Raw genomic sequence first — 21,251 nt, 5'->3', positions numbered from 1 at the left:
GATCAATACATTTCCACTTTGTGAGTGATCGTATCTTTGGTGAGAGTGATCCAATCCGCGCCGATTTCCTGAAGCCGCCACCCTTGGAACTCAAACCCAAGTGGCACCCATTCGGGGCCTTCACTGGAAACAGAAAGAAGGGCTGTCGGTGTTGTCGACGATGTCATAACGCCTTGCAGGCTTACGTTTGGAGGTTCAGAGTTCAATTCCACCAATTTCAAATCATCGGGTTCGGGATCGGGTATTGGAGATGTCGCCGTGACACTAGGGCGGCGTGATGGCGCAAAAATCGGGCGCTCCAATATTTCGGCTTGTTTACCGATCGATCGAACCGGCAGGGCGGATTTATGCTCAGAATCCGCGGAACCGTTTGCCAATCCTTCAGTATCGGTCAAAGCCAACTGAGGCGCTTCAAAGCTAGACACGTTCCAAGCATGAAACCCCAAGACACCGGTAGCGAATGCCAACCCTAGGCTGCCCAAGAATGGAAGGATTTTACCTATCATTCTCTCAGGCTTTCTGGAATTTGAAATGGCGCTATCACCTCGATTTGGAAAAAGACTGCGGGCTGTTTTGCAATGACGCCTGGACGGTTAACTTTGCGAATTGTGGCTTCTTCGATTGCAAGCGTTGGAGTGTTGTTTTCCAGACCCCAAAGGAAGTCTACGAGCTGATCCATTGTGGCTTCCGCCTCGACGCGAAATCCAACAGCGTTGGCGAAGGGTAATTCAGGCGATCCGGAGGGCGTGATCGATCTCAATTCAAGTTTGCTGTTGACTGCTATTGAATTTACCGCCGATTGAATGAGCGCTGTCGCCTCACCTGTTTCGGCAGCAATCCAAATGATGCCTGGGCTGGTTTCCTGTGAAAAAAGCGAGAGCTCTTGACGCAGAGTTCCAATCCGAGAATTCAGCCGCTGAAACTCAGATTGCGTATTTTCAAACGCTGAGAAACGGTTGTTTTTCCAGTTCGCGAGGGGCTCCACGATCGCAAACCAAACGAGCGCACCGAACCCCAACAGGATGCCTATTGCGATCCCTTGGCGGGAGGCATGGGAAACACCACTCACAACCCACCGCCGAGGCCTGCAGCCAGTTCAAATCGCTCTGTGCCATCGCTCGTTTTAGAGACTGACCCTATGAGCCTCGGGTTGATGAATTGAGAATTTCGGGCGAGATCCAAAACAAGTTGCGGTGCCGTTTCCTTGGTCTCTCCAGTAAAGGTGACCTGGCGTGTCTGAAACTGAAGCGTCTCCACCCAAACGGCGTCTGGCAGTGCAATGGTCAAATCGTTTAGAGCTTCAGACAGCAGAACACGTCGCGTCATGACATCAACAAAAGCTGTGCGCTCCGCCTCGTAAGCTCGACGATGTCCCAATTCCGTTCGAAGCTCCAACGCCTCAACCCTCAGAGCGGCAATCGCGTCCTCAAGTTTGTCCAATTCGGGAGCGAGCGACCATGCAGGATAAAGCCAAATAACGCCTGCGAAAAAAACACAGGCTGTCGAAAAAAGAAATTCGCGTATCTGAAACGTTTGGAGTTTGGGGCTACGTCGCTTGTGAAATCTGCGATGGGTTCAGGTGTGCTGACGCCTTCTATAAAGAAACGTCGTGCTTCCAGACCCACGGTTTGGAGGTTCTTGCGCCAGTCATGAATGTCTTTCTTTTTTGCGATCCATTGTGTTGCTTTCAACTCGCCATGCGAGATTTCAGGTTCCTCGAGCAGCCAAGAGATTTCCGATAACTCGAAAGGTGTTTGACGTTGGAGATCCAGCTTCGCAATCGCTGAAAGGGACCTGCGTGCTTTAGTAGGTGTCTTGATGCTTCGCTTCAAAAGGAGCGGTCTCGGAACAAACACATCAACGATCTGTTTGCCAGTTTTCACTTGTAATGCGTCACTACCATTCAATAAATGCAGGGGTGCAATCAACTTTCCCGGGGTCGAGGCCAGCTCAGTTTTTTCTTCAGAAAACGCCAGCTTTTTCGCCAATGGAACGGCAAAAAGAATTGCGCCAAGCCATTCTGGACAAAGCCGTGAAAGCGGCTTTCCCAACCATTGAGAAAGATGAGACGGAATCTTATCCGTCATTAAACTGCCCACCCGAATATTTTTGTTCTTTGCTTTTCAGGCAGTGTATTGCACAACTTATAGAGTTTAAAGGCGTTGCAATTCAATCAATGGGGGAGGGTAGGCATTGCAGCAACACTTGCCCAATGCGTTCCAAGCTTCATTGTTTCTCAAAGACCTCGTTCAGAAGGATCTTTTGAATGAGGCCGAAGCCATACGTGCTAAAACGGCAAGTTCAGAAACAGGTTCCGCCATCGAAAGCACGTTGCTGGAGTTGGGGCTGGTCAAGGAGGAAGAGCTCTTCAAAGCGTTGGCACGACATCTGGGGCTTTCCTACATTAGCGCGGAACAGATTGACCCTGAAGTGCTCGAGCGTGTGCCGCTTCCAAATGATTTTCTGCAGCGCGCGGAAGTCATACCCGTGAGCAAGACAGATGAAGGTATCGTTTTGGCGACCGCGAACCCGCGTGCGCAGGACGCTCTGAGAAGTATATCATTCCACCTCAACACGCCGGTATTTGCCGCTGTTACCACTCCCTCGCTAATTAAATCTGCTTTGGCGACCGTTGTTCCGGCAGAAGCTAGTGATGGCGGCGAAAGTTCCTCGGACGACATCGAACGTCTAACTGCTTTGGCAAGCGATGGCCCCATCATTAAACTGGTCAATGATTTGATTTCACAGGCCACGATCAGTGGTGCATCGGATGTTCACATTGAATCCAACGAAGCTGACACCCGTGTCAGGTTCCGGTTAGATGGTGTGCTCCAAGTCCACCGTACCCTTCCAAAGTCACAACAGATGGCAATCGCCTCTAGACTAAAAGTAATGGCAAGGCTCAACATTTCTGAAAAACGCAGACCCCAAGACGGGCGTGCTCAAGTGTCTGTACGCGGACGTCGTGTAGATATTCGCGTTTCGACGCTTCCGACGCAGTTCGGCGAAAGTATTGTGCTTCGCTTGTTAGATAGAACGCGTCTCACTCTCGATTGGAAGAGCCTCGGATATGACCAGTTGCGTGCCAATCAAATCGAGCAAGCGATCAGTCAACCAAATGGCGTGTTTCTGGTTGCAGGTCCCACAGGATCCGGCAAAACAACAACCTTGTATACCGCACTCACCTATCTGAACTCTGAAGGGCGTAAAATTGTAACTGTCGAAGATCCAATCGAATACTCCCTTCCGGGTATCAACCAGGTTCAAGTGGAACCAGAAATTGGACTTAATTTTGCACGCGCTTTGCGATCAATTTTACGACAGGACCCAGATGTCATTTTGATTGGTGAGATTCGCGATGAGGAGACGGCGGAAATCGCCGTAAGAGCAGCACTCGTCGGTCGCATGGTCCTGTCGACAATCCATACCAATGACGCATTGTCAGCAGTTATCAGGCTGAAAGATCTTGGCGTTCCAGCTTATCTTCTCGCAGCTACTATGCGGGGCGTCCTGTCTCAACGTTTGGTACGCACAATCTGCCGAAGTTGCGAAGGAAATGGCTGTGAAGTTTGCCAATCCACGGGCCAACACGGCCGTAGTGTCGTCTCGGAGTTTTTGAACTTTGACACATCTATCTCAGAGGCGATTTCCACGACGGACAATTTAACTGAGTTGCATCGGATTGCGGCAGCACGTGACTTTGTTTCTCTTCAAGCAAGTGGAAGAGAGTTAGTTCAAGCTGGGATATGCACAGAAGAAGAGGTGCGCCGTTCAATTGCGTGAGTCATGCTACCTTTATTCTTGAGAAGACAGCGGTGCGTGACACCAAACACGGTGTGCAATCTATCGAAGGGGAGATAACGCCGCCTTCTATGACCGCGACGGCTTCGCCGTTCATCCAGACATATTCGCGCAAGAGCGTCGTGCCGGGCACTGCGCTGTCATAGTCGTATTCCGCTATCGGGTTGCCATCGGCGTCATGCAGCGAGTGGATTGTCTGCCCGGCTTGCGTCCAGCGGCGGACAACCTGTTGGCCGAAGGTTTTTTTCGCGTACTCAGCCTCATCCAAATCGTCGAATTGGAAGTTCTTCTAGAAAAAACATAACAAAATTCACTTTTGTTGAAAATCACCCAGAAAAACTTGCACTTCTTCTGACATTTCGGGACTGACCCACACATACGATAGAAGCTCTCTGAATTTGTTCGACTGACTGGCTAGCCTCTCGATCGACATCAGATCGTACAGTCTATCGGAGCAAAAGTGCTTCTCAAGTTCACCGGCGGCGAGAAAACTCATCCCAAACTCAGTCAAATCTTTAGAAAGCAATGACTGAACAAAAAGAAGGTAACCGTCAAAGTCAGATCGGTACAGATGTCTTACGGCGTCATCTAAAGTTTCATCGTAGTTGTCCGCTGATGCAGTTTTTTTGAGCCATACGCGTCAAACCACTTAGTAGATAAGTCAAGTATTTTTGATGGCTTTTTCCTGTCTTTATCAGTCATTAAAAGAACCAATTCAGTTGTGGAACAGTATGATATCTGCCGCCGGGATTAGGTCTTCCTGGTCGGCTTCCCGGCATGGGTGGCATTAAAACAGGCACCCCAAAAATTGCTTGATCTCGTGTACGGGAAGAACGAAAATCCTGATGGTATGGAAGATAGTGTTTTGAATGCCTCACCGTCTGAGCGCTCTCAAGTGAATTACGTCATTTTGAACGCTCTTAAGGAAGGTGAAGAGCGCAGGCTTAGCACGGTTCATTTGGGTCCAGAATTGGGACAAAGTCGGGTTCTTACAATTCGGTAAATGCCGCGTGTCTAACGTCAGCGCCAATGGGACAGTTTAGGGTGATTTGATAAGGGAGGGTTTCTGGCACATCGTAACTTCCATATTTACTATCCGTGTTTCAGTTCTTTGAGTCCTGTCTTCGATACAACAAATACTGAAAATATACTGTTATTAGTGACAATGTCGCAGGTTCGGCGAGGCTCGGACGCTCACCTTTCAAAAATATTACAATATCAACGATAAAGAACATACAAATCACAAAGATTACGAGCCAGACGACAACTACTAGTTTATAGTCTTTAGGCCTTGCCTTTGTAGCCCGCAACGCCGTTACACCCAACAAAGTCGGAAGGCCAGCAATTACGATCCAAGATAGGAAGCTACCTGACACTCTTGATCCTCCTAGAAGTAACCCCTTGGTAAATTTTAGGTCCAAACGCCTCGCCAGAAGCAGAACCGATGCCGCTTAAGAGCGACCTTAGTATTGGCGTTGCCGTTTCACCACCATAAATTGCACGAACGCTTACACGACTGCCCAAAGCATAGCCAGCCATGTTACCGAGTCCTGCCCCAAGTACAGTCAATCCAAAGACTTCGAAGTCAAACTCTTCGCTGCCACAGCCGCAGTTTACGAAGTTAAAGGCTAAAACTTGCGACGCAGCGCTGTTAGCCATTGCGTTGTATGTCGATCCAACAAATCTAAGCCTTAGCAAACCGTTCGCACCACCAAAAGCCAAACCTGTAAATGCTCCGAATGCTGCCCCCTTTATACAGCCAGTTTGCAAGTAACCTGCTACTCCTCCTACTACTGCCCCTGCGAGGGCAGCTGGAATAAACTCCCCCGTAGGATCGGTATACCGTCCTGGGTTCTGTAGCGCGTATCCATAGATTGCGGGGCCATCGACGAGCCCGAGGGGATCTCCCTGGATGTACCGCCCTGTTGTTGGGTCGTAGTCTCGCATCCAGTTCTGGTGCAGCCCGGCTTCGGATTGGAACCACTGGCCGGGGAAGCGGAGGTTGGCGTTGGAACCCGTCGATGTGTGGACGCCGCCGAAGGGGAGGTAGGAGGCCTCCCAGACCTTGGTGCCGGAGCCGTTGGTTGCAAACACCGGCCGGCCGATATGATCGGTGCGGATGTAGGAGATCACGCCGCCTTCGATCACCGCCACGGCCTCGCCATTCATCCAGACATATTCGCGCAGGAGCGTCGTGCTGGGCACCGAACTGTCATAGTCGTATTCGGCGATCCGGTTGCCATCGGCGTCATGCACCGAGTGGATCGTCTGCCCCGCCTGGGTCAGACGGCGGACAACCTGCTGGCCAAAGGCGTTGTATTCATATTCGGCCTGCACAACGCCGGTGAGCGACATCGAGGACATACGGTTGGCGGCGTTGTAGCCATAGCCGTAGCTCACGCCCGAACGGCTGTCATTGGTCACATTGCCCGCGCTTTCATAGGTGAAGGCACTAGGGCCACTTAGAGGCTCAATTTGATTCGCCTAACACCTTTCTCGCTTCAAATCCTATACGACCATCAAGGTTATGCATAACTTCCGCCAGCGCTTTCAGTAGTTTGCGACGGAGCTCATCTTGCTCGACGTTTCTGAGAATAGCGTCCAGTTCATTGATTGGCGGTCCAAATTTCTCGATTATGTCAAGAAGGTTTTTTGCCGTATTTTCGTTCATCTGTTTTTCCTAGTATGGGCAATCATGAGCGTTCATGCATTCTCTCATGCATCTGCGATATCCAGCGAATTGATCTCTACCAGGAAATGGGCCCTCAACAAAGTAGTCAACGCAACGGTTGTGGCAAATCTCTCGGATTACTTCACATCTTCCTTCATCGTCGGGTTCGCAAGTTTGACCCTCTGCAGTAGCGTCGTCAACCGCATCTTGCCCAGCCGTACCATCTCCAGGCGTGCTCGGCAAAAGTACTATCGCCCCAACGCCAGCCACACCGACTGCAGCAACGCCGCCCGTAACAATCGCGCCAGCTGTACTTCCACCACCAAAACCACCAATGATCGCCGGAATCAAAAACACAAACTCCCCTCTTGGATCCACATACCTCCCCGGGTTTTGTAGCGCATAGCCATAGACGCTTGCGCCATCAATGAGCCCGAGGGGATCTGCCTGGATGTACCGCCCTGTTGTTGGGTCGTAGTCGCGCATCCAGTTTTGGTGGAGGCCGGCTTCGGATTGGAACCACTGCCCAGGGAAGCGGAGGTTGGCGTTGGACCCTGAGGACGTGTGCACGCCGCCGAAGGGGAGGTAGGACGCCTCCCAGACCTTGGTGCCGGAGCTGTTGGTGGCAAACACGGGCCGGCCGATATGGTCGGTGCGGATGTAGGAGATCACGCCGCCTTCGATGACAGCCACGGCCTCGCCGTTCATCCAGACATATTCGCGCAGGAGCGTCGTGCCGGGCACTGCGCTGTCATAGTCGTATTCCGCGATGCGGTTGCCATCGGCGTCATGCACCGAGTGGATCGTCTGCCCTGCCTGGGTCAGGCGGCGGACCACCTGCTGGCCGAAGGCGTTGTATTCATATTCGGCCTGCACCACGCCGGTGAGCGACATCGAGGACATCCGGTTGGCGGCGTTGTAGCCATAGCCGTAGCTCACGCCCGAACGGCTGTCATTGGTCACATTGCCCGCGCTGTCATAGGTGAAGGCGCGGGTTTGTCCGCCGGCAACAGATTGCAGCCGGTTCGAGGTCAGCGGGTAGCTGTAGGTGTCGGTCGTCGTCGTGCCGGAGACAGTCAGCAGCCGAGTGAGCCGGTTGCCGACATCGTCATAGGTATAGTCAAGCGCACCCCAGGGGCCATCCGCGTCCTCCAGGAACTCCCGCGCTGTGTAATCGAAGCTGCGGTTGTCCAGAGCCTCGAGTGCATTGGTGACCGACAGGAGATTGTCCCGTGAGGTCCAGGTCAGCGTCACATCGCGCAGCTTGGTGCCCGAGAGATCATCCTCCAGCCCGGTGAGGCGGTAGGAATCGTCATAGCTGGCCGTATGCACCGCGCCATCAGCATAGGTCATCGACGCCAGCGGTCCGTTGGGGTGGTATGTGGCGCCGGATTGGATGATGTCGACCGGGCCAGAGCCCAGATCCACCTGCACCCGCGTGATCCGGTCATCAGTGTCGCGGGTATAGATGACTTCGTTGCCCGACGGGTACGTAAGCGAGTTCAGATTGCCTTCGATGTCGTGCGCGTATTGCACCAGATAGGCTTGGCCTTCGATGGTGCGCGTTTCGGATGCCATGTAACCTGTATCAGTGGCATAATCGCGCGCGGTTGAACCGCTGCCGTCACTCACCTGGTTCAGCTTGCCCAAACGATGGATATCCGCAGGCGCCGTGCTGGTGTTGTAGGTGTAGGTCTCATTCAGCGTGGTGTCAGACGGGAACGTCCGCGCCGTCAACCGACCACCGTTGTCGTAGGCGTAGTTCGAGACCACGCCGTTGCCATCGGTCATCGACGTCACAAGGCCACGATTGTTGTATGTGTAACTTGTTGTTCCTCGATCCGCACTGACCTCGGTCAGGGTCTCGCCAAAGCCATTATAGGTGAAGTCTGTGTCGATGCTGCGTGGATCAGTGTATTTGGTAACCTGATCGTCCTCATCATGTTCCATCGAAGTCGTCTTGCCCGCACGGTCAACAATGTCAGTCAGCCGGTTGAGCGCGTCGAACGTGTGCGTGGTTTGAAGCGCGGTCGGATCGGTGATCTTGTCGAGGTTATCCTCAACGTCATGCGCAAACTGCCAGATCTGCCCCTCTGCTCCAATGGTCTTGAGAAGACGGCCGAGTTCGTCATATTCAGTGTCTTCCCAAAACGCATCGGCTGCCACACCATCGGAGTAGGACACCTTGGTCTGGTTGCCCATCAGGTCGTATTCAAACTCGGCGACATCGCCTGACGGATTGATCGTTTTAACCAGGCGGCGGGCTTCATCGTATTCAAACGTGGTCGTGCGACCGAGCATGTTGGTGTAGGTCAACATCTGGCCGATGACATCATAGGTATAGCTGGCCGTTTTGGGTGCCGACCCATTCGGATCAAATACCGAGGTCAGCATCCGCCCACGATGGTCATAGGTGAAGCCCCATTCCACCCCGTCGGGCGCCTTCACTAAGGTCGGCTGACCCATCTTGTTCAAGGTGACGAACTCCGTGATCAACCCATTCGGATCCGTCGTTTTGATCAGATTGCCATCCGCGTCATACTCATACGTCGTCACATCCGTAACACCGTCCGCAACCAATCCAGGACCATCAACTGAGGTGAGAAGAAGCAGCTCATTTGAATAGCTTGTGTAGTTGTATGTCCAAGTACGGGATTGACCAAAGGTAGGGCTGGAAGCAACGTTGTCGGTTTGCGTGTAACTCGTCAGAATAAAACGAGCGATTGACTCAGCGCTATAAGTGAAAGTCTCGATCAACTCATCGGTGGTTCGGGTCAACGGTACCCTGTAATCTGCGTGCCACGTATATGTTGTGACGCGAGGATCCAATCCGTTAGCGTCTTCCGTCTTGGTCAGAACCAAGCCGCGACTGTTACGTGTGAATTTGGTAACGGCGCCGTTCTTCTCGGTTCTGGAGTAAACATATCCTTCAGGTTCGCCCGCCCCTGGAGTGTAATCGATCGATTTGGATGTCGGTGAACAGTGCAGCGTGCCTTCACCATCAACTTGCGTAACGCGCTTTTGTCCATCCACATCCGAAACACTGTAGGTCGTCGTTAGGCCGAAAGCATTGGTCGCTTCATCCCCGTCAAAAGTATAGCCATCAGCACCTCCATGGTGCGCACTGCTTAAGACTTGGGAATGCGACGCTCCGGAACCTTCCTGGTAAGTAAAGGTGGCATTAGGAAATTCGGCGTTATTGGCGTCCAACCGCCCGTCATAAACCTCTAGCAGGCGCGGAGGGTAACTGCTGTCATCATATGTATATTTTGAGGTAATCTCGGTAGTGTTAAGCGCTAGGTCCGTAAATTCAACTTGGGTCAAAAGGGGGCGATCAGTTGCAAAAGTGTTTTCCGTATAGCTGTAGTCAATTCGATACTCTGGTTGCAGGCTGCTACCGTTGTAATCCGTATCAATATCAATGTGGCTGAGAATTAAGTTGGAGGAATTAGAAACTTCTGTAGACGAATAGTAAAACTGAGCTCTTTGACCTTTCCTGTCCCAAACCGTTGTTATGAACTTGGCTGAATTTCTGTCAGTAGCTAAAAAGTAGCCGTCTGAATGCCGTGTGCTAACACCGGCAAAGTCAGATCCATTCCATTTAAAAAATTTGCTCGTTCCTTGGCCATCAGTAATTCGTCTCCAAGGTCCGCCATAGCTATAAAATTCGTAAGGATAGCCGTCTCGCGTAGCTGCTTTTGTGCCGGATCCACCCGTATTTTCAAACGTGTAACTCGTGCCATCAAACTTTTTGTAGACGTACCCTACTTCGTATTCTGTATCTACGACTTCATCGAAATCCAGCCGCCAAACACCTGCGAAAGCATTGCGAGACGTCGTGCCATGAAGGCCCATATGCACTTTGTCTGAGCGGTAGTTTCTCGAAATTCTAAATCTACTATCCTTTGGGGAGACCCAATCGACCGCAGTTTCGATCTTCGTACCGGTCCTTACATCCGTAGGGTTGCCAATTTTGCATTGACCAAAGCTGGCAATCGTAGGGCAAGGGGTACTGACTGTAGCGCTCGTGTTGTTGTCATACGAAATAGTACAGAATTTTCCGATATCGTATTCATCGTCTTCGTTGTCGACACAGGCTCCTGATCTTGGTTCACTAAGGCCACTGGGGTTGGTCGTTAAGAATTCTTTAAAGTTTCCGACGCCGGAGTAGTAAAAGTTGTACAATCCAACATGGATTTGCTTACACGCAGCTTCTGGAGTTGGTCCGGATTCTGTGTAATCGAGGTTGTTTGCCCAAAATTCGAGAGTGGACTCTACTTCTTTAGCATTTGCTTGCATCGTTGTTTGCACCGCGAAAACTGCAGTAAAAAAGAGGAAGAATTTAGTTTGAAAAAACTTATAAAATTCCACGAATAAAGGCCCCCAGAATACTTCTCTAAAACTAAGGGAATCGTTCTTTGGTTGCAGGGAAAATTCAAGGATTCGTTTTGGTTGTATGAATTTAGAATAGGTAAAACTCTGTATCTGTTGAAAGAAATAATTTTCTTGACTGAGCTTCCAAAAGTCTTTGCCAATCAGAAAAATCGGCGCGATTAGATTTTTAAATCATTGAAGCGGCCCTTCCCCTTCGATCACAGCAGGCGGTCGATTGTCTTCCAAAGGTTCAGTGCTGTTGTATTCATAGTTGTGCTGGCGATCTGGACTACTGGTCTTATGGCAGCGATCATAGCATCGGCTCTTGCTCGCGCAGACGTTTAAGTCAGTCCAAAAAACAGCACGCATAAGTTGGACGGTTTTCTGAGATTGCCGCTGTTTTCAGGCCATCCGGATAACGGTCCGGTGCGGCCACAAACCTCTTATCAAAATCTCCCCGTAAAAACGGTCTTTTTTGTCATAGATGGCCTTACCTCCAAGATCATTGAATATTCTTGTGCCACAACGCCTTGGCAAAACTCCACTTAGTTTTGACAGGTTTTTGTCCACGTTCTTAAAACCGGACGTCCGTCCATTGTGCGTCATCGGTAAAAATGGACTCACTGCGGTCATGGGCGGCTTTGCGGGACAAAGCTGCCGTTCAATTCGACTGGGTCAATGGGAGCAATATTGAATTCGATCAATCAACAGTGCTTACAAGGTATGCCGAACACTCTGATTTGAGATTATCGAGCTTGCCCGACCTTAATGCTAAAATCGTAATACACGGTTTTCGTATCGATCGAAATTCCTTATGTTTTTGCAGCTTTCCATTGTGATTTTCTTTAGGCTAACCGCGTCATCAATATTTGAAATATCTACAAGGGCTCGACAATCAAAAAGATCCAGCGTCTCCAGCGATCTCAGTGATTCAATTCCCTTCAGAGACATCAACTTTCTGGACGTCAGTAAAAGTTCCTTGAGATTTTTCATTTCCGTCAACGGACTTAAATTTTCTTCTGGGTAGTTTTCGATATTAAGTCGCTCAAGAGTTTTGCATTCATAGATACTTTTTGCTTTGGGCCTCCAATTCATGAAGACGTCCTTCAAATTTTGAAACGTCGAAAAGTCCGGAATCTTGTTGTAGAGGCATTGAACGCTGATAGCTTGGAGACTTGGCAGAAACGCTATTGAGCTTAAATCTTTTACGTCCCAATGGTAGATTTCTAGTCCCTTCAAGTTTAGCGGCGCGAGGTCCGCCAAAAAAGACAAATCGGTTTCGTCCCAACCTGCAGAAAAAGACAGTCGCAGCACTGAAACTTTATTTTGTTTAACTACGTCAATGAAGTCGTTTGACCAGGCAACTTGAGGCAACAACACGCGGCCAAGACCATTGTCGTCATCATCAAACTTGAAATGTGAACTTTGATTCATCTTAGTACACGTATCCAATTTGGGGCGAATAAGCTCCTCCGGTTTGTTGAGTACTTCTATTGTTCTAAAGCCAGATTCCAGCGGATCTGTAAGACGTTTTTACTGATTGATAACTGTTTAGCCAGTTAGGTTTTTCATTGTTTTTAATCGACCTTCTGGAAAGAATTAGCAAGGTTTAAGGATCGAAGACGGCTTTCTAGTGTCAACTTGATACAACTGTCGAGAAGATTTCAACGAAGCTGACTTTCGCGCAATCGTCGAAAATTGGGGTTCACAGCGGCCTTGATTCCGCGCGAAGGATGACCGCTTTGGGCTCTTAGCAGGCATTCGCTTGGCTGTTGGCCGCAATTAAGGCAGCTAAACCTGCTCTCGTATTGAAAACCTGACTTTCCGCTAATCGTCAGGTTCGCTTTCCTCTAACGGTGAATGAATTTCAGACCCCGTCGCGTATGCGGGTTATCATATGCCCCTCCCTGTTGGACTGGCCCCGGCATCGACCGGGGTCTTTTTTTGTGTGTAATAAAGTGTTCGGCCCAAAGCGGTCACTCGTCGCACCAGCCGAATGCTGCACTTTCAGCCCAAATTGCTGACATTCAGGAGCAGCTTTAGATTCATTGCCTCTGATTTGGCAAAGAGCGGCCATGGCCCCAACAGGATCAGAGCCATGGCCTTGTTTTCAGGCTTTCAGGTCGCGACCTCGGTCACGATCCCGGCGCCGACGGTTTTGCCACCCTCACGCAGGGCAAAGCGGACACCCTTTTCGATGCCGACGGGCTTGTGAAGGGCAAACCCGACCTCGGCCTGCGAGCCGGGGAGAACCGGCAGATCATCCGCGACATCAATCACACCGGTAATGTCCGTCACGCCGAAGAAGAACTGCGGACTGTACCCGGTCGTAAACGCCGTATGACGCCCACCTTCTTCGGCGGTCAGAACAAAGATTTCCGCCCGGCCTTTCCGGAAGGGCTGAATGATGCCAGGTGCGCTGAGGATCTGACCACGCTGGACTTCATCCCGCTTCAGGCCACGCAGAAGCAGTCCGACATTCATACCGGCCTTGGCCTCATCCACGTCCTTGCGGAACGCCTGAGTCCCCGTCACGACCAGCTCCGAGCCATCATTGGACAGGCCGATCACCTCGACCGGCTGACCAACCTTGATGACGCCGCGCTCAACCCGGCCAGACACAACAGTGCCCCGGCCCGGGATGGTATGCACGCCTTCGATCGGCATCATGAATGGACTGTCATAATCCCGCACAGGGTCGGGAAAATGGCGATCCATCGCATCAACCAGATCCTTGACGCAGGCAACCTCAGGTACGTCCAGATCGCCGCGCAAAGCAGCCTCGAGCGCCTGCAAAGCAGAGCCGAAGATGAACGGGGTGTTTTCATATCCCTGTGCTTCCAGCAACGCACCGGTTTCCAGCTCGATCAACTCGGCCATTTCCAAGCGCTCAGCGTCGGACAGCATGTCCATCTTGTTCACGAAGACAACCATGTTTGCGACATTCACCTGACGGGCGAGCAGAATGTGCTCGATCGTTTGCTTGGCCGCACCTTCGGTGCCGTCAATCAACAGGATCGCGCCATCCATCTGCGACGCGCCAGTGATCATGTTCTTCACATAATCGGCGTGTCCCGGGCAGTCGATATGGGCATAGGTCCGGGTGTCGGACTCGTACTCCACGTGACTGGTGTTGATCGTGATCCCACGGGCTTTTTCCTCGGGTGCCTTGTCGATCTGATCGAAGGACAAAGCTTGCCCGCCCAGGCGCGCGGCCTGGATCTGCGTCAGAGCAGAGGTCAGGGTCGTTTTGCCGTGGTCGACGTGACCAATGGTGCCGACATTCACGTTCAGTTTCGTAGCCATTTCTTTTCTCCTTTGGCTCATGAGCGCCATCCCACACACGCTGGCCAAGCGCATATGGGACGGCCATTGGCATTGGCGCGCCAATTTCAAATCGGACCGGATGCGGATGGCATATGGTCCGAAATTCAAAACCCCGGAGGCGACGGCCATCCGGGGTCAATAGTTCTGAACCAAGCGGAGGCCAAAGCCTCCGGAAATCTCTTTCAGAGGCGGTTTAAAATTCCCATGAATCAGCTGCAGACGCGTCAGCATTGGCTGAAGCGGTATACAGGTTCTGAATTTCAAAAACCGATTTCATGACGGTTATCCTCTGATTTGAAGGGGTTACTTAGTCGTGTGTTCAGAATATTGCAAGAAAAGAGTTCCTGAGGTCTCTTGCCAGCTCCCGGCCCTTTGCGGACATTGAGTCACATTTCGCAATGCTGCGGTGCGGCCCGTGAGTTAGGACATTCGCCGCACCAGCGAAATCAGTCGACAAGGGAATTCATCCAACGCGGGCTTTTCGGCCGTTGATGCTGAAGGCACGAATGACCACGTTGGGAAAATCTCGACAAGACTGTTGCGAACTCACCTATGGCATGCAGTGCTTCATACATCTTTCAGCAGTGCCATGTTGATCCGCGAGTCTCGTCGTATAACCATTTCCGATGATACGCGCTTGCTAACATTTGAAGTATTGGGAACGAGATTAGATGGCAGGTAAAGAACACCACCATGTCTGGCGTATGCTGCAACGTGGGTTTGGGGAAAAGAGAGGCAGGGATCATCACATTTGGGTTTACCGCAAGGGTGCTGAACCAAGTCAGAAAGGCACGGGCAACTTCGGTGTTAATCGGTTTTTCTACGGCCCAGAGGGTTCAGAGACAGATAAGAGTATTACCAACTTTGAAAACTCGGTACAGGGCGACATTCAGAATGCGCGAAATGGGGACGATGGCGCAGAATTAGACGCCGCGTTTGTTGCACAATTGATCGCGCATCTTGAAGTTAGATCGAACTTCTTGCGTTCGGAGATGTCAAACATGACTGAACGGATGCAGGCCGCTTTGACTGATCACTTTAGCTCAAAGGCTAAGGTGCAAGCCATGATGAAGGGCTTTCTGAAAGAGAATCCGAAAAAGATCGACGATTTTCTGGCAAAAAGCTTTGTGCCTAACGATCAGCGTGAAGCAGCGTCAAAACTGCTTGATGCCTATGTCGACAACCTTCCGCCCGGGATGGCTGAGAGTATGTTTGGTGGGAAAGTGGCTAAATTTTTTCAAGTGGCAAATCTCGCACCTAACGGGATCAAAGAGGCGCACAACAAAGCCATCTTAGCGATCAAGCCTGAAAGTCCTCGGATCAAGGCGCTGAGTGAATTTGATTATACTGTTTACCGCCCGAAAGATGGGCAGTTGATCCTTCCCGATACCTGCTGCGCGTTCGTTGGGCCTAACAATGCTGCGCCTTTTTCGCAGCCCAAAGACCGCATGCATACAGTGATTGTACCTATTTCGGCGGACGTAGCGATTGTTGGGCGTAAGGGAAAAGAAGGGCCGATGGAATTGAAAACGATCAATCGACTGCTTGCAGGGTGTGCCTATGAAGCGTTCATAGCAAGGATCAACGATCCAATACTCGCGTCACTTGCAGGCAGGATCGGTAGATATGCAAAGTTGATAAGCGACAACGAGATCTCGCGGACTGTTCGCGTTTGAACGGATGCTCTCGACCTAAGTACTCGGCCCAGAACGGACCTGCACTAGATGGTCGAAATGATGCGATGCAGCCCGTCTTTCTGGACATTGCGTTCGAAATGTAGGGGTCTATCTGACAAGTTCATGTTTTTGTTCCACTCGAGTCCGAGTAACATCGAGCCATTCGAGCAAACAAAGTGGATAAAGGAATGCCCGCGAGTCCCGAGGCAACAGGTGGAGTCGGCTACACCTTTGAAGATTCAGTAGTGGCGTCATACTTGACCAGCCTACTTGTTGAAGGCGGTGCGAGAGGAATTTCTGAAGCGATTACTGACAGCGTCTATCTCCAGCGTGCGGCGCTTGGTGAGCCACTAGACGATATAATCGTGGAGGCCTCGAATCGATACGACCAACCTTCCAAATTGGCTTTGCAAGTGAAGCAAAGCCCTACGCTGAGTTCTGCTGAAACTAATGCCGATTTTCGAGACGTCATTTCGGCTAGCTGGCGTGAATTCAAGAAAGACGGCTTCAGAATTGGTCGGGACCGTATTGGCTTAGCTGCTGCTAATATCGCGCAGTCCACATTTCGGGCAGCTCGTTCTACGCTCGAATGGGCTCGAGCATCCACGTCGGCAGACGACTTTTTTAGGCGACTAGAAACCAAAGATTTCGCAAGCGACACACAAAGAAGATTCGTGAAAGATGTTCGAGCCCTGTTGCCAGCAGAGGCGCAAGACGAGGGAAATTCGTGGCAGTTTCTGAGGCATTTTGTCATCCTTGTCTTTGATACGCTTTCAGAAGGAGCGTCAGGTTCATTCGAGGTAATTGAACGTCTGCGGAACGCGCTACCAACAGCAGAGCGTCATCGTGCCGAAGAGCTTTGGGTGCGACTTTCCCAAATATCACGACAAGCGTCGGGCGCAGCAGGTAGCTTTTCAAGGGCAACATTGGTTGAGCAGCTTTCGGGAGCGTTTGATCTTTCGGCTCTTCCAAGCATGCGCAGCGATCTGGTGAAAGTAGCAGAAGAAACGAGACACGCTCTTCAAGGTATCCGAATGGATGTCTCTGGGCTGGTTATTCCACGAAATAGTATTCTGGACAAGATTAACGACATCGATGATGGCAAGCGGTTTATCCAATTGGCGGGCGAAGCGGGTTCGGGAAAGTCGGCGGTATTACGAGCGCTGGCCGAAGAGCACACCCGAAACGGTTTCGCTCTTGTTTTAACCGATAAGCGTCTCGTCGGCCCCGGCTGGCCCTCACTGGCCACGCACCTGCGCCTCGAAACGGAACGGCTCGCTGACCTCCTTTTTGAGTTAGCAACTCTGGGAAAGCCAACTCTCTTCATCGACGGAATAGATCGCTTGGGTAACGAGGCCCGTCAGACAATTTCAGACATCGTGACTACTCTTCTCGATGATCCGAGGCTTACGGATTGGCGCGTTGTGGCGTCCACCCGGTCGTCACACCTCGAAGACTTGAGGATATGGCTCCCTCCTCAACTCATTGAGGACGGGCAAGCACATGTCGTCGAGATCGATGGATTTGATGATAGTGAAGCAGACATCCTTGCTGAGCAGTTTCCAGCGATGAGCGAAGTCCTGTTCGCCGAGGGTCAAGAGAAAGAATTTGCAAGGCGCCCTTTCTTTGCTCAGGTGTTGGCACAGCGTTCAGTGGACACTGATGGAACACCGGGCAAATTTTCCGAGATTTCGCTAGCAGAGGTTTGGCTAGAAGGACCGCAGGGTGTACTTGATAGAGCGTCTTCAATTGAACGCCGCAAAGCCATTGGTGAGCTTGCCGCGAAATGCGCTCAAACAACCAATAGAAGCGGCGCAGTAGCCGGTATTTCCGCTCAGGCTCTGACCGCACTAGTGCAAGAGCGAGCGATCACTGAGGTTGCGGGAAGCGGACGATATTCCTTTACCCACGACATATTTCTTGAATGGGCAATGTTCGGTTTGTGTCGCCAAAATGGTCCAGATTGGCCGAGCACCCTCACCGCCGCTGGCGACAGGCCCGGACTAATCCGGGTAGTGGAGCTACTGTCACAGTTTGAATTCGAGTCCGGAGACAGCTGGTCTGAAACTCAATTGGCTCTGGAGCAGCAGGAAGCTTGGCGTCATTGGAGCAGGATTTGGCTCCTTGCCCCGTTTGCTTCGCCAGCGTTCTTTGATCGTAGAGATGCAATTTCTGGATTTTTGAGCGAAGACCACCGGCTTATCCGGCTCCTTTCTTCTTTTCGAGCACACAAGACTATCGAAAACCTATTGGTCGTTCATGGCGCATTTGAACTCGGCGAGAAAACTAAGTTCGAAAAATTCAGGTTGGCCGACTTTTTATCTTGGCCTCGTCCTGTTCGGAATTGGAGGCGATTACTGGTCTGGTTGCTTTCGCTTGATTGGAACGAGGCAACGGTCGAGGACATAGTTGACACGTTCGACGTATGGCTGAACCTCTTTCAAGATTATCCCGACAGGATCAAAGATCGTTTTGCTGAACGAATCGATAAAATTCTGACTGAGTGGGATGCCTATGACTATTGGGACCGAAGCGAAAAGACCACTCCGCTCGGGTTTCACAAGGACGGTTTCGGCGGCAAACTTCGACAGGCTTTCCTGAGGTCCTCGCTCACCAACACCGACCTACTAAGTCGTAGGCTTCAAGCGTGGACAAACGAAAACATTGACGACAAAGTTCAATCCAGCGTCTTTGCATGGAGCGTACGCCTTGCCAGTGTTGTTCCCGAGGCCCTAGCAGACTTTTCGTTCCAAGCGTTTATCGAGCCGCTACCATCAGAGTCAGCAGATGGGTCGCGGGGGGACACAATTGGTTGGTCGCCCCATATGAATGATTGGGATTCTCCGGGCATTAGCAACTATTCGCGCCACTGCCATCCAGCCTCTCCCATTCAGCAACCATTCTCAGCCCTTTTCGAGCAAGCGCCTCAGGAAGGTCTTAATTTAGTTCGCAGGCTACTCAGCCGGACCGTCGTTGCATGGAGAGAGCTTCCCCAATACGACTATCGTAACCGCGAAATTCCGGTTTCATTTAGTGTGGATTTCCCGTGGGGAACCCAAACGTTTTGGGGCGACCAAAGGATTTATGGTTGGTATCGGGGCCTGTTTTCTTGCGACATCCTCGAGTCGGCACTCATGGCGCTGGAAAATTGGGCGATCTCCGAGGTCGAAGCCGGACGTGACGTTGATGAGATCGTCAGGGAGCTTGTTACAGGACACGAAAGCGTGGCCACGCTAGGCATCGCCCTGGGAGTCTTGTTGGATAAGGACGCGCTGTCACCTGCGGCGGCCGTTCTCGTCGGCTGTCAGCAAATCTGGGCCATGGATGAGTACCGCTGGCAACACGACGTACAAGGCCATCACTCCAACGAGACTGGAGTTAGTTTTGGATTGTCGAACGAGACAAATCATCTCGATGCACTGAAACACCTGAACTCACGGCCTTCCCGGAAAAAGAACATCAGGTGGCTCGCGACAGCATTCATTCTCACGGCGAACGACCAGCGTGAAAAAGTGATTGAACAACTATCTGGCTTTCCAAGCGAATTGCCCTTCACCCACGAAGGTCAAGATCAAGATAGTGAATTGATTGCGTACTACCGGAAGCGAGCCGAGGAGTGGGCGGCAATAGCTGATCTTTCGAACTATGGGCGGGTGGAGACTGATGATGGGAGAGTTGGCGTCGCATTCCAGCCGTCAGAGGAACAGGTGCAACAAGCGGAAGAAGCGGGTGAACGGCTAGTCCATTGGAACCAAGGCTTCCAACTGTTGAAACAAGGTGAGTCTTGGCTCGAGAACGGCAAAATTGATGATCACGTGCGAGATGAGATTGTAGCGCTCGCAGGCGAGGTCGATAACGAGGACCTTTTCAAATCCGGTTTCGATGCCGGAGACCCCGGCAGCCGCCGCGCTGGCGGAGTAGCAGCCGTGTCTGCAGCGGTCCTGAGTTTCAAGCCCGATCTTCCAAATGATCAAGTGGAATGGGCTGAAGGCGTTGCATTCCGCGCCGCCAGCACCGTTCCGGCAAACGATGATTTTTTTCACGCTTATGCTCCTACCGACGACAGACCCGAAACATTTGCAACAAAGGGATTGGCGGCAATAATCAAGAATGGTGGGCCATTAGTGAGTTCGGCACAGCAAGAACTGGTTCAGTTGTGCTTTCATCCCTACAAGGGCGTACAGTTGGCTGCCCTGTCAAACGCCGCGTCATGTTGGCGAGAGCAAAAGGACTTCGCCAACAAGTGCACGGTGCTCGCATTCAAGCTGACGGCTCTTGAATTGGATCGTGGTTCGCCTGATTGGTACAGACGACGCGATGATAGAGACAATAGTCTGGCCTCTGAAAAACAACGGCTGTTTGAGGCGACCATTCAAGGTCTGGCGTCTGGCGAGCGGAACGAGCTGTCAGAGACATATGCCGAAATCGAGCCGGAGCACTTGGATCAATGGCGCGTCAAAGACTTCGCATCGATGTTGTCGATCATCCCGAAAGACAGGTTCACCGATGATCATGGCTTTCGAGACGACGTGTTGTCGCTCTTGCGTAGCTTCGTAGAGAAGCTCGCCACAGCGATCAGTACTGCTGACGAGGCCGAACGCCGATCAGGTTCAAGGCTTTGGCGAGAGTTTTACACATGTATCTGGGGTTTGGCGTCGCTATACGAGAATATACCGAACAATAAGGCTCGCAGCGAGATTATACCCATTCTTTCTCTACTGCCCGCCGACCCCAAGATTCACGTCCTCTCCACTTTCGCAGATGCGTACTCTTGCATGCGACTTTTGGATGCTCCGGAGGTGCCGTCGGGAATCGTCGATGTATTCTTAGATATCTTTGAAGCGGTCGCAGATCACCCCGATTGGAAACGTCCTGAGTGGCGAGAGGACTATGGTCTTCCTGATCAGCTGCACAGATTGGTTCGTATAGCGATGGGGGCAAATTGGGACCGACCAGCAATGGGTGCGGCTCGCTTCGCCAACAATGATTGGTCTGATGCAGGTTTACTGGACCCATTGATCGATTGGATGCTCCAGCGATTTGGCCATCTGCCTCAGGTCATGCAAGCATTCTTGCTCCAAGTTGAAAGGTCCTTTGATCACCGCAGCAGCGAGTTCTTTGCTTCAAGATTGGGAGGCATCGCGCTCTCAGTCAGGCAGTCTAGAGGGTTTTGGTTCGGGGGACAAACTGCTCAGCTCGCCGGTCTAATTCAATCCTTTGCCGAACGAGACGCCCCATTGCAACCTGATGTCCACGTGCAGTTCTTGGATATTCTTGATCACTTAATTGAACTTGGGGATCGTCGTGCAGCAGCACTTCAAATGAGCTCACTATTTGACCTGCCACGTTTCCAAAATCCGCCGCAGGATGTACAAATTGAGACTTCGAAATGATTCCTCATT

Annotated in this window: 15 protein-coding genes; 4 read left to right on the top strand and 11 right to left on the bottom strand. The window is 51.4% G+C overall.

Annotation, left to right across the window (positions count from 1 at the left end; genetic code table 11):
- Positions 1-2: 2 nt before the first annotated feature.
- From ACZ1HJ_RS15645 to ACZ1HJ_RS15630, 4 genes are read right to left on the bottom strand one after another with little or no spacing between them, the layout of a single operon-like run.
- Positions 3-506, bottom strand: a complete 504-nt coding sequence (locus ACZ1HJ_RS15645) for a hypothetical protein (protein ID WP_472719578.1) — start codon at positions 504-506, stop codon at positions 3-5.
- Positions 503-1,069: a type II secretion system protein GspM gene (gene gspM / locus ACZ1HJ_RS15640; protein WP_472719577.1), complete on the bottom strand. Its 567-nt coding sequence runs from the start codon at positions 1,067-1,069 to the stop codon at positions 503-505. Before gspM ends, ACZ1HJ_RS15645 begins: the two co-directional genes overlap by 4 nt.
- A complete protein-coding gene (locus ACZ1HJ_RS15635; RefSeq protein WP_472719576.1) occupies positions 1,066-1,395 on the bottom strand; it encodes a PilN domain-containing protein in 330 nt (109 codons plus the stop codon). The genes gspM and ACZ1HJ_RS15635 overlap by 4 nt, the downstream gene beginning before the upstream one ends.
- An 11-nt stretch (positions 1,396-1,406) precedes the next feature.
- Entirely contained in the window at positions 1,407-2,087 is a 681-nt protein-coding gene (locus ACZ1HJ_RS15630; protein ID WP_472719575.1) for a hypothetical protein, read from the bottom strand.
- Positions 2,088-2,193: 106 nt separating this feature from the next.
- On the opposite strand from ACZ1HJ_RS15630, the gene ACZ1HJ_RS15625 reads away from it, so the two are divergent.
- Positions 2,194-3,783 (top strand): GspE/PulE family protein, encoded by a 1,590-nt coding sequence (locus tag ACZ1HJ_RS15625; protein ID WP_472719574.1) that lies wholly within the window; start codon positions 2,194-2,196, stop codon positions 3,781-3,783.
- A gap of 1 nt (position 3,784) precedes the next feature.
- On the opposite strand, the gene ACZ1HJ_RS15620 is transcribed toward ACZ1HJ_RS15625, so the two are convergent.
- The 7 genes from ACZ1HJ_RS15620 to ACZ1HJ_RS15590 all read right to left on the bottom strand — a co-directional run bounded on the left by ACZ1HJ_RS15620 (position 3,785) and on the right by ACZ1HJ_RS15590 (position 14,173).
- Positions 3,785-4,069: a hypothetical protein gene (locus ACZ1HJ_RS15620; protein ID WP_472719573.1), complete on the bottom strand. Its 285-nt coding sequence runs from the start codon at positions 4,067-4,069 to the stop codon at positions 3,785-3,787.
- Between the two features lie 42 nt (positions 4,070-4,111).
- Positions 4,112-4,372, bottom strand: a complete 261-nt coding sequence (locus ACZ1HJ_RS15615; protein WP_472722221.1) for a DUF6869 domain-containing protein — start codon at positions 4,370-4,372, stop codon at positions 4,112-4,114.
- A gap of 794 nt (positions 4,373-5,166) precedes the next feature.
- Positions 5,167-6,225 carry an RHS repeat domain-containing protein gene (locus ACZ1HJ_RS15610; RefSeq protein ID WP_472719572.1) on the bottom strand — a complete coding sequence of 353 codons (1,059 nt, stop codon included), beginning with the start codon at positions 6,223-6,225 and terminating at the stop codon, positions 5,167-5,169.
- Between the two features lie 46 nt (positions 6,226-6,271).
- Positions 6,272-6,472, bottom strand: coding sequence for a hypothetical protein (locus ACZ1HJ_RS15605; RefSeq protein ID WP_472719571.1), 201 nt, complete (start codon positions 6,470-6,472; stop codon positions 6,272-6,274).
- Between the two features lie 9 nt (positions 6,473-6,481).
- Positions 6,482-10,843 (bottom strand): RHS repeat-associated core domain-containing protein, encoded by a 4,362-nt coding sequence (locus ACZ1HJ_RS15600; RefSeq protein ID WP_472719570.1) that lies wholly within the window; start codon positions 10,841-10,843, stop codon positions 6,482-6,484.
- 774 nt (positions 10,844-11,617) lie between these two features.
- The gene (locus tag ACZ1HJ_RS15595) at positions 11,618-12,280 is read right to left on the bottom strand and encodes a hypothetical protein (protein ID WP_472719569.1); all 663 of its coding nucleotides are present in this window, start codon (positions 12,278-12,280) and stop codon (positions 11,618-11,620) included.
- 684 nt (positions 12,281-12,964) lie between these two features.
- Positions 12,965-14,173: an elongation factor Tu gene (locus ACZ1HJ_RS15590; RefSeq protein ID WP_472719568.1), complete on the bottom strand. Its 1,209-nt coding sequence runs from the start codon at positions 14,171-14,173 to the stop codon at positions 12,965-12,967.
- Between ACZ1HJ_RS15590 and ACZ1HJ_RS15585 the strand changes: the two genes are divergently transcribed.
- The 3 genes from ACZ1HJ_RS15585 to ACZ1HJ_RS15575 all read left to right on the top strand — a co-directional run bounded on the left by ACZ1HJ_RS15585 (position 14,172) and on the right by ACZ1HJ_RS15575 (position 21,242).
- Positions 14,172-14,315: a hypothetical protein gene (locus ACZ1HJ_RS15585; RefSeq protein ID WP_472719567.1), complete on the top strand. Its 144-nt coding sequence runs from the start codon at positions 14,172-14,174 to the stop codon at positions 14,313-14,315. The two genes, ACZ1HJ_RS15590 and ACZ1HJ_RS15585, sit on opposite strands and share 2 nt — an antisense overlap.
- Positions 14,316-14,844: 529 nt before the next feature.
- Positions 14,845-15,849 carry a DUF4238 domain-containing protein gene (locus tag ACZ1HJ_RS15580; RefSeq protein WP_472719566.1) on the top strand — a complete coding sequence of 335 codons (1,005 nt, stop codon included), beginning with the start codon at positions 14,845-14,847 and terminating at the stop codon, positions 15,847-15,849.
- 188 nt (positions 15,850-16,037) lie between these two features.
- The gene (locus tag ACZ1HJ_RS15575) at positions 16,038-21,242 is read left to right on the top strand and encodes an NACHT domain-containing protein (protein WP_472719565.1); all 5,205 of its coding nucleotides are present in this window, start codon (positions 16,038-16,040) and stop codon (positions 21,240-21,242) included.
- Positions 21,243-21,251 lie beyond the last annotated feature (9 nt).

Source organism: Roseovarius sp. JB2-10, assembly GCF_055693585.1.
The sequence above is the reverse complement of the archived record's forward strand: the minus strand, read 5'-3'. Positions and strand labels throughout refer to the sequence as shown.